Here is a 13190-nt window from a genome sequence, read left to right on the forward strand (position 1 = left end):
TTTCACGCATGTGACGGAAAGTGCGGCAGGACGTATTCGCCGAGTTCTTCGAGGATTTCGCCATAGGGTTGACGGCTGACCTTGGGGTTGAGCGCAATGTGCGAGACACCGGCGGCTTGCGCTTGCTCCAGGTAATTGCGCAGGCCGTTGCGCCCCGCCCGGAAACCACCCTGGATGCGCTGGAATGGCTGGTCCGGGTTGTCGCTGAGGTCGAGATACCCGCCCAGCCCCAACGGTTTGAAGGCGTTGCGGCCCTCGGCCTCTTGCACCAGGCCGTGCCAGCTCTCACTCAATGACGCCAACCGCTCCGGGCTCTGCACGCCGGCCAGATAGCCATCAAGGTGTTGCGCCAACCATTCGATACTCTGCTGGGCCTGACCGACAGCAATCGAGGGAACGCGTCCGTACGGCGCTTTCGGCACCAGATCCAGGGCTGCGGGGGAGCCGCCGAAGCGCTCGTTGCGGAACCGCGGAAAGCTCTGCTCGATCAGGGTGCGAAACACGGAAAAGGCATCACGGTAGCGATCGCCACGACTTTCATAATCAATGCCCAGCATCGGGTAGTCACTGTATCGATCCCCCGAGGACAGCCCGAGTACCAGCCGGCCTTCGCTGAGTTGATCCAGGGACGTCGCCTGCTTGGCCAGGTACATGGGCTCGCGGGTAGGCAGTACGATGCCCGTGGTTCCCAGGACGATGCTGCGCGTGGCGGCGGCCAGGTACCCGATATAAACCAGTGGCTCGAAGATCTGCGCCACATCGCCATAACCTGGATCATAGAAAGGAATGTCGCGCATCCACAGCGCGCCAAAGCCCAGCGCTTCGGCGCGCTGTGCCATTTCCACGTGACCACGCATGGTCGGGGCGGGTCGGCCGGCATGGGTTTCCAGGGGCAAAATCAACCCGACAGTGAGTGCCTGCGGCTGAAACAACCGTTGAAAACCAGGATGACGCTCAAGTGAAGGATGAGGGGTCGGCAAGATCGCAGGTTGGGCTTGCGGCGCAATGTGTGTGGCGAAAGTCATGATGGCAGTCCCGTTGAGTGACGATGACTGACATGCTCATTGAATCCACAGCCTGGATAAACCACTGCCAGCGACCGTTACCGGGTCCGCAGAGTCCCCAATGCCGTCATGTTTCCCAAGGCACCCCGGGGGCCCAACGCTCAACCAGCAGATCGATGAACGTGCGCACGCGTGGGGACAGGTGCCGCTTGCTCGGGTAGACGATTCTTATGGGGTCGGGCGGCGCACGGAAAGGTTTGAGCACTTCCACCAACGCGCCTTCGCGCAGGTCGTTGCCGGTAATGTAGGTCGGCAGATGAATCAGGCCGATACCGGCCAGCGCCGCTTCCCGCATGGCTTCGGAACTGTCGATGTTCAGCCGCCCTGGCTGTTCGTGTAGATGCAGGCCGGCCGGTGTCTGATAACGCCAGACACCAGTCCGCTCGCCACTGGTGAACGCGATGGTGTCATGCCCCGTCAGTTCAGCGGGCGTCTGCGGTACACCGCAGCGGGCCAGATAAGACGGCGAGGCACAGGTCACGAATTGCTGCCAGCCGACGGTGCGGGTCAATAATTGTGAGTCGTCCTTGGGCACACCAATGCGTATGGCGACATCGACCCCCTCTTCGACCAGATCGACAAAGCGATCGGTAAACCACACGTCCGCACGCAACTGCGGCCACTGCTTCAAATAGGCATCAAGGATCGGCAGGACGTGACGCTGACCAAAGGAAAGTGGGGCCGTGAGTTTAAAGGTGCCGGTCGGTTGCCCACGGCGCAAAGCCATGGTCGCGTCCACCTCCTCAAGGTCCTCGAGAATCTGCCGCCAGCGTTCATACGCAACCTGCCCCTCGTCCGTCAGGCTGAGCTTGCGCGTGGTGCGATTGAGCAGCCGTGTGCCCATCCGCACTTCCAGGCGAACGATGCTTTTACCCACCGCTGATCGGGTCAAGCCGAGTGAGGCCGCCGCCGCAGTAAAGCTTCCGCTCTTCACGGCCCCGACAAACGCGGTAATGTCTGCGAATCGGTTGGCTTCCATTGTTGGCTAGACTCCAGGAAAGACCCAGGTGGTCGCGGGACTTGTAGCCTTCAAAGAGTAGTGTTTGCCAGTGACTCAAGGGTAAATACTTCAGCTCATCAGGAAACCCGCCAGTGTGCCGGGCATCCCGAGGCCTCAAGTTCCAGCCATGAATGACGACGTAGTCCTTACATCACAAAGGAGCGTGAGCCATGAAGATCAAGCATCTGCCTGTCGCCATCAGCGTTGTTTTCACACTGAGCGGTTCATGTTGGGCGGCCACGCCCGCCGCCCCGGGCACGATCCGGTTCGAGGGCGCCATCGTCGAACGCAGCTGCAGTTCCGGCCTGAGCACTCAGGCCACCGTCGAGCTGAACACCTGCCCTGCCCTTGGCCGTGCCACGGTTATCAATGTGCGCGACATCGACCCGCTCAGTGCTCCCGCCCTGGTCACGGTCAAGCTGCTCGCCGACAGTGGTCAAGCTCGCTATTACGGTCAGCGCTACGCGTTGGTGGACGGCACAGGCGCACCGGTTCGGTCCGGGAACTACCTGATGACGCTGACCCTGCCCTGACCAACCGCTACCGAACGCCCGGCTCCTGGATCAGTGCATGGCGTGACGGGGCAGTGCAATGGAGATCAGCGCTGCAAGCAACACGAATGCGCTGGATATCCATAAGCACGGCCCCAGTCCATAGAGCTGATAAACCCCGCCGGAAAGCACCGTGCCGATCAGTCGTCCCAAGGCGTTCGACATGTAGTAAAAACCCACATCCAGCGAGACGCCGTCTTCCTTGGCGTAGGACACGATGAGGTAGCTGTGCAGCGACGAATTCACCGCGAACAGCGCACCAAAGATCATCAACCCGCCCAGCAATACCATGTGCCGTGACGATTCGCTGTCCAGCCCGAGGGCAATGGCCGCCGGTACGCCCGCCAGAGCCAGTGCCCACAGAAATGCCGAACGGCCATCGGGTACATGCCCACGCTTCTTTCCGGTGATGCTGGGCGCAAAAGACTGAACGATGCCGTAGCCAATCACCCAGGCCGCCAGAAAGCCGCCGACCTCCCAGAAGTCCCAGCCGAAAACGCTGCTGAGGTACACCGGCAAGGCCACCACGAACCAGACATCGCGGGCACCAAACAGAAACATCCGTGCCGCAGAAAGGACATTGATCGCCCGGCTCTTGGACAGGATGTCGCGAAACCTGGGCTTGGCTTTAGCCTTGCCCAAGTCCTTCTTCAACAGGATCAGGCTGCTGATCCAGATCAGCGCCAGGACACCGGCCATGGCCAGCAACGCGCCCTTGAAACCGATCAACGCCAGCAAGGCCCCACCGAGAAAGAAGCCGACACCCTTGAGTGCGTTCTTCGACCCCGTGAGGATCGCCACCCACCGGTAAAGCGTGCCCTGCTGCCCTTCAGGAACCAAAAGCTTGATAGAGCTTTTGGCACTCATTTTGTTCAGGTCTTTGGCAATCCCCGACAACGCCTGAGCAGCCATCACCCAGGGGATGGTCAGCAAGGCCGAGGGCACTGTCAGCATCAGCAGCGCCGCGACCTGCATGCCCAGCCCGATGTTCATGGTCCGGTTCAGCCCCAACCGGGCCCCAAGGTAGCCGCCCAGCAGATTGGTAATCACACCAAAGAATTCGTAGAACAGAAACAGCGCCGCAATTTGCAACGGGCTGTAGCCCAGCCCGTGAAAGTGCAGCACCACCAACATGCGCAAGGCGCCGTCGGTGAGAGTGAAGGCCCAGTAGTTGCCCGTGACGAGCAGGTACTGGCGCACTGACGGCGCGAGGGCTGGCAACGCTTTCATGACCGCTCCTCAGACTGCCCCACCGACCATTCTGGCCAGCTCGACGGTGCGGTTGGCATAGCCCCATTCGTTGTCGTACCAGGCATAGAGTTTGACCTGGGTACCGTTGACCACCATGGTCGACAGCGCATCGATGATCGATGAGCGCGGGTCGGTACGGTAATCGATGGACACCAGTGGACGCTCCTCGAAACCGAGGATGCCCTTCAGTTCATGCTCGGAAGCGTCCTTGAGGAACTGATTGACCTCCTCGACCGTGGTGGCGCGTTCGACTTCAAACACACAGTCCGTCAGCGAAGCGTTGGCCAGCGGCACGCGCACCGCATGGCCATTCAAGCGCCCGCGCAGCTCCGGGAAAATCTCGGCGATGGCAGTGGCCGAGCCGGTACTGGTGGGAATCAGGCTCATGCCCGAAGCACGCGCACGGCGCAGGTCCTTGTGCGGTTGATCGAGAATGCTTTGGGTGTTGGTCAGGTCGTGGATGGTGGTGATCGAGCCGTGGTGAATGCCCAGCTTCTCGTGGATGACCTTCACCACCGGCGCCAGGCAGTTGGTGGTGCACGAAGCCGCAGTGACGATGCGATGTTCAGCCGGTTTGAACAGTTGATGATTGACGCCCATGACGACGTTCAACGCGCCTTTTTCCTTCACGGGGGCGCAGACCACCACACGTTTAACGCCCTGATCCAGATAAGCCTGCAACACCGCCACGGTTTTCATCTTGCCACTGGCCTCGATCACCAGATCGCAACCCGACCAGTCAGTGTCGGCAATCGCCTTGTTCGCGGTCACTTTGATGCGCTTGGCGTCAATCACCACTTGATCGTTTTCCGCGCTGGCTTCGTTGTGCCAACGACCGTGCACAGAGTCGAAGTTGATCAGGTGCGCATGGGTGACTGCATCGCCCGCCGGATCGTTGATCTGCACGAACTCAAACTCCGGCCAGCTCCAGGCCGCTCGCAGCGCGAGGCGACCGATCCGACCGAAACCATTGATGCCAATTTTGATAGTCATGGTGTTGTGCTCTGTGTCGGAACAGGGGTGTTGTGACAAGGTGAAAAATCTTCAGATGGAGCGCTGGTTGACACGTTTCATGAGTGCTTGCGCCGATTCCTTGCGCTCGGAATAACGGTCGACCAGATAGTCCTGACGGTCGCGAAGCAGCAGCGTGAATTTCACCAACTCCTCCATCACATCAACGACACGGTCGTAGAACGCAGAAGGCTTCATCCGGCCGTTATCGTCGAATTCCATATAGGCCTTCGGCACGGAGGATTGGTTGGGGATGGTGAACATGCGCATCCAGCGCCCCAGCACGCGCAGCTGATTGACCACGTTGAACGACTGCGAGCCACCACACACCTGCATGACCGCGAGGGTTTTACCCTGAGTCGGGCGGACAGCGCCCATGGCCAGTGGCACCCAGTCGATCTGTGCCTTGAAAACAGCGCTCATGGCGCCGTGACGCTCTGGCGAGCACCAGACCTGACCCTCGGACCACAACACTAAGTCGCGCAGTTCCTTCACGCGTGGATGATCGTCAGGAGCATCATCTGGCAGCGGCAAACCCGACGGATTGAAAATCCGCGCCTCGGCGCCGAAATGCTCCAGCAGTCGAGCGGCCTCCTCGACCAGCAGACGGCTGAAGGAGCGCTCGCGGGTCGATCCGTACAACAGCAAAATGCGCGGCTTGTGGATGGAGGTCTTTTCGATGCCGAGTTTGTCTGTCGATGGAAGATCAATCAGTTCGGTTTCGAGTTGGGGGATAGGGTCATCAAACATGGTCTTTGTCCTGTGCAGCGGCGTTCATGTGGTCCAAGGCGAAATCAAGGGTCCCGTTTTAACAGCAGGCGAGCGCCCGTTCAGGACGGTCGCCCATCTCATCAAGGCGTTTGGCATCAGGACTTAACCAATGCTGGTTGCTTTCGAGCACGGTGCTCAGCAGGTGATGGACCCAATCCGGCAGATTGGGGTGCAGGCGGTAATAGACCCATTGGCCTTGCCGACGGTCCGCCAACAGGCCACACGTTCGCAGTTGTGCCAGGTGCCTGGAAATTTTTGGCTGGCTCTGGTTCAAGGCGCAGGTCAGCTCGCAAACACACAGCTCTCCCTCGCGAGTGATGAGCATCATCGTGCGCACCCGAGTGTCGTCCGCCAGGCATTTGAAAACAGTGATCGGTGTCAGAGGGTCAGTGATGGCGCTCTCAAGGACGCTGCTGGTCATCTTGAAATCTCATTTCATATACGATTTGCCGAATATATGGTTTTTCGCATATAAGTTAAAGCGCCTTCGGCAGATTAATATCTCGATCCATTGTTGTTTGAACAGGGAAGCGACTCCATGGCCAACCCTCAGGGCGAACACCGCAGCGCCTGGTCAGTGTTTCTGATCTTCCTGCGTCTGGGATTGACCTCCTTCGGTGGGCCCATCGCGCATCTGGGTTATTTCCGCGATGAGTTCGTCACGCGACGCAACTGGCTGAGCGACCGCAGCTATGCGGATCTGGTGGCGCTGTGCCAATTCCTGCCGGGGCCGGCGAGCAGCCAGGTCGGTATCGCGCTGGGTCTGTCCCGGGCGGGTTACAGCGGTGCGCTGGCGGCCTGGGCCGGTTTCACGCTGCCTTCGGCGGTGATTTTGATCCTGTTCGCACTGGGCATTGCTCACTACGGCAGCGTCATCCCGTCCGGCGCTCTGCACGGTCTCAAAGTGGTGGCCGTCGCCGTGGTCGCCCAAGCGGTGTGGGGCATGGCACGAAACCTGTGCACGGGCGTGACTAGCGTCACGCTCATGACCATTGCGGCCTGCATCGCCCTGCTTGAAACGTCCGCCTGGGGCCAGGTCAGCGTGATGGTCGCCGCCGGTGTTGCCGGTCTTGTGCTGTTCAAACCCAAGCCGCGTGACGGGCACGATCCGCTCCCGATCACCATCAGCCATCGGGCGGGGGCGATCTGGTTGTCACTGTTTTTCCTATTGCTGGCGGGTCTGCCGCTCTTGACCCAGTTGCTGCCCAATCAAACCCTGGCGATGACGGATGCCTTCTACCGCTCCGGATCGCTGGTATTCGGTGGCGGTCACGTGGTTCTGCCATTGCTGCAAGCCGAGGTCGTGCCCTCCGGCTGGGTCAGCAATGAAGCATTCCTGGCAGGGTATGGCGCCGCGCAGGCCGTGCCAGGTCCCTTGTTCACGTTCGCGGCGTTCCTTGGCGCATCGATGAACCACGCCCCGTCCGGCTGGATCGGCGGCCTCCTCTGCCTGCTGGCGATTTTCGCCCCGTCCTTTCTGTTGATCATGGGCGCCTTGCCCTTCTGGGAACGGTTACGCCAGAGCCTGCGCGCACAGGCTGCGCTGGCCGGCGTGAATGCGGCGGTGGTCGGTCTGCTGTTGGCCGCGCTCTATCGGCCTGTCTGGACGAGTGCCATTTTCCAGGCACAAGACGTCGGCCTGGCCCTTGTCGCGCTGGTGGCGCTGATGTTCTGGAAACTCCCGCCCTGGCTGGTCGTCATTGGCAGCGGAGTCGCGGGATGGTTGTTGAGTGTTGTGTGGTGAGGGGGAGAAATCATCTCGAACCAATTTCGTTCAAGCAAAATGCACGATTTCACCGGTAATCATCTAGGCTTCGGTGAGTGGTGCACGCTGCTACATCGGGACAAGCAGCACACAAAGGACCCCTCCCCATGCAAGCCATAACAACATTGCTCAAGCGCCTGCAACCGGGAGCGAGCGATTCGATTGCGCCGACCAGACAACCGAACCTCCTGCGCTGGTTTTCGATCGTCAGCTTCATTCTTATCAGCGCCATCGCGGTTGGCCTGGGTGCAATATCGACCCGTTACCTGGTCACTGAAAGCCTGGAGCGCGACGCGCTGTTGTCGGCACAGTTCATCCAGACCATCGCCAAGGGCGAGATACGTCACCACGAATTGACCGGGATGCGGATGGGCGATGTCCTGGCGGCCACCGATTACGGAATGCTGTCGCAGGAAATGTCGCAGAACAGGCAACGTGCCCGCTCCGAGTTTCTCGACCACCTTTCGCACCTCCCGGACTCACTCCTGATCAGCATCTACTCCCCGCTCCGGACCGTGATGTGGTCGACCAATCCGCGGCTGATCGGGAAAAAATTCCTCAACGACGAGGCGCTTGAAGCGGCCTTCAGCTCCAAGGATCGGGTGTCCACCCGCTACAGCAATGCCGATGAAATCCGTCCCGAACAGCAATTTTTGCACCCGCCCAAAATGTTCTTCATCGAAAGCTACATCCCCCTGGTCGATGACCTGGGCAATACCCTGGCGGTGGTGGAAATCTACAAGGAGCCGGTCGACCTGATCGAACGCCTCGACCGTGGTCACTGGATTATCTGGTCATCCACTGCGGTGGGCGGCCTGCTCCTTTACTTCGGGCTCTACTGGATTGTCCGGCGTGCATCGAACCAACTGGCCTCCCAGGAGGCACAACTCGTCGCCAACAAGACCTACGTGGGCCTGGTCGAAATGTCCACGGCGGTCGCCCACAGCCTGCGCAACCCCTTGGCCTGCATCCGCTCGAGCGCAGAATTGGCGAACGAGATGAAGGGGCAACCCGCGAAGAAGAACATCGACGATATCGTCAGCCAGGTGGACCGGATGGCGCAGTGGGTGCATGAGTTGCTGTTGTGCCTGCGACCGATCCGCGGAGAGGCGGAACTGGTGGAGCCGATGGAAGTGGTACAGGCCACGCTGACCAGCTTCAGCCCGCAACTGACGCAATCAAACATCCAGGTCGAATTCAAGAATGATCCCACCCCCCGGATCATCAGCAATCCGCTTTTGCTGTCGCAGATTCTCAATAGCGTCATCGCCAATGCCATCGAGGCGATGCCCGAAGGCGGCAAATTGAGCATTCACGCCAGCGTCGATGAAGCCCACCAATGGCTGCACCTGATCATTGACGATACCGGGGACGGCGCGTCGCGGCAGCAGGAAATGATGGCGTTCAAATCCTTCTACACCACACGGCAAGGCAGGTTGGGCATCGGGCTGATCATGGTGAAACAGATCATGGAAAGCTTCGGCGGAGAAGCCGGCCTGACCCACCACGAACAACAGGGCACCTCCGTGCAGTTAAGCTTCAAGGTGGTGGAAAGAAGGGCCAGTGTATTGAGCTGACCTTTAAGGTCCCCCAATCACATCAAAAACAGCACGGCACGGATAAGACGCTGTCACCCTGATTGTCTACGCCAGGTGCCAGGCGATGTGCCGAACTGCCGCTTGAATGCACGACTGAACGCGGCTTCGGATTCGTAGCCCACCGCAAAGCCGATTTGCGCCACATTGCCGCGACCTTCGCGCAGGTGTTGAGCCGCCACGTGCATACGCCAGAGTGTCAGGTATTGCATCGGCGGCTGTCCGACCAATGCCGTGAATCGCTCCGCGAACACCGAGCGCGACATGCCCACTTCAAGCGCCAGGGCTTCCGCCGTCCAGCCCTCGGTTGGACGAGCATGGAGCAGTGCCAAGGCGCGCCCGATATGCGGATCGCGCAAACCCGCCAGCCACCCGCGCCGCTCATCGGGGAGGCTCGCGACGTACTGGATGACGGCTTCGACGAACAGCAATTCGGACAGCTTGGCGATGATCGTTGCCGAGCCGACGCGTCCCGCTGCGATCTCACTGACGGCGAAACGGAATGAGCTTTCAATCCAGGCGCCCGAAGCCGTCGCGCGTACGTTCAGTTTCAATAAGGATGGCAACGACGAAAGCAACGGACTGAAAGGTGTTTCTGAGCCGAGGAATCCGCACAACAGCTGCGTCGCCTCGCCGCCGCCGCCATATTTGATTCGTGAAATGCCGCCGACGTCTGGCGGCTGGATGACTTCACGTGCCGACATGGGCGCAATGCTCAGGTCGCTGCCAAAGGAATGAACGTCATTGTGAGGCAGCAGAATGAGTTCGCCTGCCGCCACGTCCAGGGTAGCGCCACCGTCTATTCGTAATTGCATGTGCCCCGCCGCGACAAAATGCGAGGCAATGACATGTCGAGGCGCCGCCAGGAACGGTTTGCAATCGTCCGCAGAGAGCCTTCCGCTGATGCACCAGGGCGCCGTGAATTCCGCCTCGAGAAAGACCCCTCCAGACAGCCGGATCACACGCAAGACATCAGAAAGCGCATCCAACACCGGCCAGCCCTCCTTTCCGGAGTCCGGAGCATGTAATCAGGCGGCCCGGTCATTCGCCGCCTGAACGGCGAGGCCTAGATTAGCACCAACGCGGAGTCAGTGATCGAGACGATCCCCGGATGCTTCTCCCAGGGTCATTGGCTCCGACGTCAACCGTAATAGCCTCACCCCAACTCGACCAGGGAAGCAGGAGAACGATATGAACACCGTCGCCCACATACCCGGCTCAGATTCGGGCAACGCCGCCCGTTATGCTCAACTTGTCAGATCATCGAAGAAAGCCGAATGGCAGATCGATCGCGATTTGCTACAGGACCGCAGCTTCGATTTCTCGCGCAAATTCCTGCCCGACGGACTCTCGCGGGTCGACCGCCTGTCTTTTCTCACCGCAGACGAGGCGCGCTTGCTCAGCCAGATCCAGGGCCGTACCTATGCGTACATCTTTGGCCTGGTGGAGCGTTTTATCAGTGCCAAAATGCTCGATCAGGGTCGGTCCCATGTGTTTGACGATCAGCTCGCACTTGAAGCGCTGGTGCGTTTTTCCAACGACGAGATCAAGCATCAGGAGCTGTTCCGGCGCATGGAGACATTGATGGCTGCGCAGTTGCCGGCGGGATACCGCCAAGTTGCCGATCCAAACGATGTGGCACGCGCGGTGCTGGCGGCCAGTACCTGGTCGGTGCTGGCGCTGACCTGTCATATCGAGCTGTTTGTCCAGACGCACTACTCGCAAAGCATCGCCCCGCGCGAGGACTTGTGCCCCCTCTTCAAGGATGTCTTCAAGTTTCACTGGAAGGATGAAAGTCGGCACGTCGTCATCGATGAACTGGAGTGGAAGACGGAGCACGCGAAACGCTCGCCCGCCGAGCGCGACCAGGCCGTGAATGATCTGATTGCGCTGGTGGCCGCTGTCGACACAATCCTGCAGGCCCAGGCGGCATCCGATGCCGACTACTTCATGCGCAATGTTTCACCACCATTCGAGGTCGATGAGGCAGCGCAAATCAGAGCCTGCGTGCTGGGCGCCTACCGCTGGCAATACATTATTTCAGGCGTGCAGCATCCACACTTTGGCCGGCTGCTTGCGGGCATGACAACCCCCGCACAGATGTCGAGGATTCAGACCGCACTGGCCCCCATCATGAATTGATCGAGGAAGGCAGCCATGACGATACCGATGTGGATGTTGCTTGGATTTGCGACCTGGACTTTGCTGTTGTTGGTGGCAACTGTCGGGGTGTATCGCTGGGTCAGAATCCTGTTCTCGAATGTTCCGATTGGCTCTTTCCGAAGCGATCAGCCCGAAGGCGAGGATTGGTATCGGCGCGGAACAAGAGCGCACGCGAACTGCGTGGAAAACCTGCCAGTCTTCGGCGCCATCGTATTCGTGATTTCAGCCCTCGGTATCGACAGCCCGGCAGTGAACTTTTTATCCGTAAACGTCCTGATCGCTCGCGTGTGCCAGTCCCTGGTCCACGTATCCCATGTGCAAACCGACAGGTTCGTGGCGGTTCGGTTTGCCTTCTATTGCGTTCAACTGGTCTGCTTTTTCGCGCTCATGGGGATAGCGGCCTTTTACGGTGCATGACACATCATCCGGTGACATGGGACAAGCACACTATTATCTTGGACGGCAGTCATTGCAGCCGCTTCACCAGGGAGAACAGCCCCATGAAGATCGTGATTACCAGTGTAATGGTCGACGACCAGGCCAAGGCGCTGGCCTTCTACCGGGACACACTCGGTTTCGAGCTCAAACATGACATCCCGATGGGCGCGTTTCGCTGGCTGACCCTCACCTCACCCGGTGATCCCGATGGCGTCGAATTGCTGCTGGAACCCGATGCCCATCCGGCGGCGAAACCGTTCAAGTCGGCGGTGAAGCAGGACGGTATACCCTTCACGTCCTTCGGGGTCGAAGACATCCAGGCCGAGTACGCAAGGCTTAGCGCTGCCGGCGTCCACTTCACCCAGCCACCGACAGCCATGGGACCGGTGACCACCGCCGTGTTCGACGACACCTGCGGCAACCTGATCCAGATCGTGCAAAAGCATTGAAATGTGGCGATCAGCCGTACACTATCGCTGGCAAGCCATGCTCCCACAGGGTCATGTTTTGTCACTTAAGAGAGTCTTGAGTCTTACCATTCTCTGTGGCGAGCGAGCTCGCTCGCCACAGATTTCTCATTGACTCAAGATCCGCTTAAATGACAAAGCATGACCCTGTAGGAGCGAGGCTTGCCCGCGAAGAGGACCTGCCAGTCAACACAAAATCAGGATCAGCCGACTACGGCGACACGTCTTCCTGGCCAACCCCCGCAAGCTGCGCAAACGCAAGGTAATAACCATTGCAATCACGCACCCCAAACTCCCGCGATCCATACGGCATGTCCTGTAGCGGCCATGCAATGTCGGCCTTGCCCTTCACAACGTCGTAGTAGCGATCCACCTGCTTGATCGCACAGTAAATAGTGCCCGAACACCCAATGGAATTGCCCCACAGATCCTGCTGAGTGAACGTGATCCGGCAATCCTCCCGCGTCACGGTGAGTGTCGACTGCGCCGACTCGATGACCGTAAAGCCCAAAACATCGTGGTAATACTGGCGCGTGCTGTCCAGATCGTTGCAACGCAGCAAAAGTGTTAAAGGCATGCTGACCTCAAGCAGTGAGTGCACAAAGGCGAAATCAATACGGGTCAATCATAGCCAGCTTTCAATCACTCACACCGGCGAAATCGTCGCCAGCACACCAATCAAAATAGTCACCACCAGAAAGCCACCCAGAAAAATCGCCATCTTGCCCATGAGGCCCCCTACACGTTGAGTTTGCGGTGCACCGCTGCAAAAGCGGCTGAACTGGCCGTTATTGTGCGGGGCAAACTGAGTGCATTACAGAGGCAGAAAGCGCTGGAAAATACGGATCAGATGGGAACTGAGCATGAAAAAACCCTCGGATGTATCCGATTCCCTCTGGGAGCTGGCTTGTCGGGTCGCCGCATCGCAGCGATAGCGGCCGGACAGCCGACCTGATGTTCAAGGATTCACCCAGTTCAACTGTGGGAGCGAGCCTGCTCGCGAAAGCGATGTGGTAGCAAACTTGAATCCTGTTGACCGAGCACATATCCAAAATTCCGGTCGCCTGAGACACAGCCTTCGCGAGCAGGCTCGCTCCCACAAAGATTGAGAACA

At 59.3% G+C, this 13190-nt stretch carries 14 protein-coding genes; 6 read left to right on the forward strand and 8 right to left on the reverse strand.

Features of this window, described 5'->3' with window-relative positions; genetic code table 11:
- Positions 1-2: 2 nt before the first annotated feature.
- Both ACW9HW_RS16475 and ACW9HW_RS16480 read right to left on the reverse strand, forming a co-directional pair.
- The gene (locus tag ACW9HW_RS16475) at positions 3-1025 is read right to left on the reverse strand and encodes an LLM class oxidoreductase (RefSeq protein ID WP_457400819.1); all 1023 of its coding nucleotides are present in this window, start codon (positions 1023-1025) and stop codon (positions 3-5) included.
- Positions 1026-1131: 106 nt separating this feature from the next.
- Positions 1132-2043 carry a LysR family transcriptional regulator gene (locus ACW9HW_RS16480; protein ID WP_457400820.1) on the reverse strand — a complete coding sequence of 304 codons (912 nt, stop codon included), beginning with the start codon at positions 2041-2043 and terminating at the stop codon, positions 1132-1134.
- Between the two features lie 191 nt (positions 2044-2234).
- Here ACW9HW_RS16480 and ACW9HW_RS16485 point away from each other — a divergent pair, with 191 nt between their 5' ends.
- Positions 2235-2597 carry a type 1 fimbrial protein gene (locus tag ACW9HW_RS16485; RefSeq protein ID WP_457400822.1) on the forward strand — a complete coding sequence of 121 codons (363 nt, stop codon included), beginning with the start codon at positions 2235-2237 and terminating at the stop codon, positions 2595-2597.
- 30 nt (positions 2598-2627) lie between these two features.
- Here the strand turns inward: ACW9HW_RS16485 and arsJ are convergent, their stop codons facing one another.
- The 4 genes from arsJ to ACW9HW_RS16505 are packed head-to-tail and all read right to left on the reverse strand — an operon-like array spanning position 2628 to position 6042.
- Positions 2628-3845: an organoarsenical effux MFS transporter ArsJ gene (gene arsJ / locus ACW9HW_RS16490; protein WP_457400824.1), complete on the reverse strand. Its 1218-nt coding sequence runs from the start codon at positions 3843-3845 to the stop codon at positions 2628-2630.
- Between the two features lie 9 nt (positions 3846-3854).
- Positions 3855-4859, reverse strand: coding sequence for an ArsJ-associated glyceraldehyde-3-phosphate dehydrogenase (locus ACW9HW_RS16495; protein WP_457400826.1), 1005 nt, complete (start codon positions 4857-4859; stop codon positions 3855-3857).
- A 51-nt stretch (positions 4860-4910) separates the two neighbouring features.
- Positions 4911-5627, reverse strand: coding sequence for an arsenical resistance protein ArsH (arsH, locus tag ACW9HW_RS16500; protein WP_457400827.1), 717 nt, complete (start codon positions 5625-5627; stop codon positions 4911-4913).
- Positions 5628-5685: 58 nt separating this feature from the next.
- Positions 5686-6042 carry a metalloregulator ArsR/SmtB family transcription factor gene (locus tag ACW9HW_RS16505; RefSeq protein WP_457400840.1) on the reverse strand — a complete coding sequence of 119 codons (357 nt, stop codon included), beginning with the start codon at positions 6040-6042 and terminating at the stop codon, positions 5686-5688.
- A 144-nt stretch (positions 6043-6186) separates the two neighbouring features.
- Here ACW9HW_RS16505 and chrA point away from each other — a divergent pair, with 144 nt between their 5' ends.
- Together chrA and ACW9HW_RS16515 are read left to right on the forward strand one after the other, a co-directional pair.
- Complete coding sequence (gene chrA / locus ACW9HW_RS16510; protein WP_457400829.1) at positions 6187-7392, forward strand: chromate efflux transporter; 1206 nt, start codon at positions 6187-6189, stop codon at positions 7390-7392.
- 128 nt (positions 7393-7520) lie between these two features.
- Complete coding sequence (locus tag ACW9HW_RS16515) at positions 7521-8990, forward strand: sensor histidine kinase (protein WP_457400831.1); 1470 nt, start codon at positions 7521-7523, stop codon at positions 8988-8990.
- Positions 8991-9043: 53 nt separating this feature from the next.
- Here the strand turns inward: ACW9HW_RS16515 and ACW9HW_RS16520 are convergent, their stop codons facing one another.
- A complete protein-coding gene (locus ACW9HW_RS16520; RefSeq protein WP_457400833.1) occupies positions 9044-10000 on the reverse strand; it encodes an AraC family transcriptional regulator in 957 nt (318 codons plus the stop codon).
- Positions 10001-10199: 199 nt separating this feature from the next.
- Here ACW9HW_RS16520 and ACW9HW_RS16525 point away from each other — a divergent pair, with 199 nt between their 5' ends.
- The 3 genes from ACW9HW_RS16525 to ACW9HW_RS16535 all read left to right on the forward strand — a co-directional run bounded on the left by ACW9HW_RS16525 (position 10200) and on the right by ACW9HW_RS16535 (position 12058).
- Positions 10200-11150 (forward strand): diiron oxygenase, encoded by a 951-nt coding sequence (locus ACW9HW_RS16525; protein WP_457400835.1) that lies wholly within the window; start codon positions 10200-10202, stop codon positions 11148-11150.
- Positions 11151-11165: 15 nt separating this feature from the next.
- A complete protein-coding gene (locus tag ACW9HW_RS16530) occupies positions 11166-11588 on the forward strand; it encodes an MAPEG family protein (RefSeq protein ID WP_457400837.1) in 423 nt (140 codons plus the stop codon).
- Positions 11589-11671: 83 nt separating this feature from the next.
- The gene (locus ACW9HW_RS16535) at positions 11672-12058 is read left to right on the forward strand and encodes a VOC family protein (protein WP_095195170.1); all 387 of its coding nucleotides are present in this window, start codon (positions 11672-11674) and stop codon (positions 12056-12058) included.
- Positions 12059-12287: 229 nt separating this feature from the next.
- Here the strand turns inward: ACW9HW_RS16535 and ACW9HW_RS16540 are convergent, their stop codons facing one another.
- A complete protein-coding gene (locus ACW9HW_RS16540; protein WP_457400839.1) occupies positions 12288-12701 on the reverse strand; it encodes a VOC family protein in 414 nt (137 codons plus the stop codon).
- Between the last annotated feature and the right edge of the window lie 489 nt (positions 12702-13190).

It is taken from the genome of Pseudomonas sp. SDO5532_S415 (assembly GCF_054071155.1).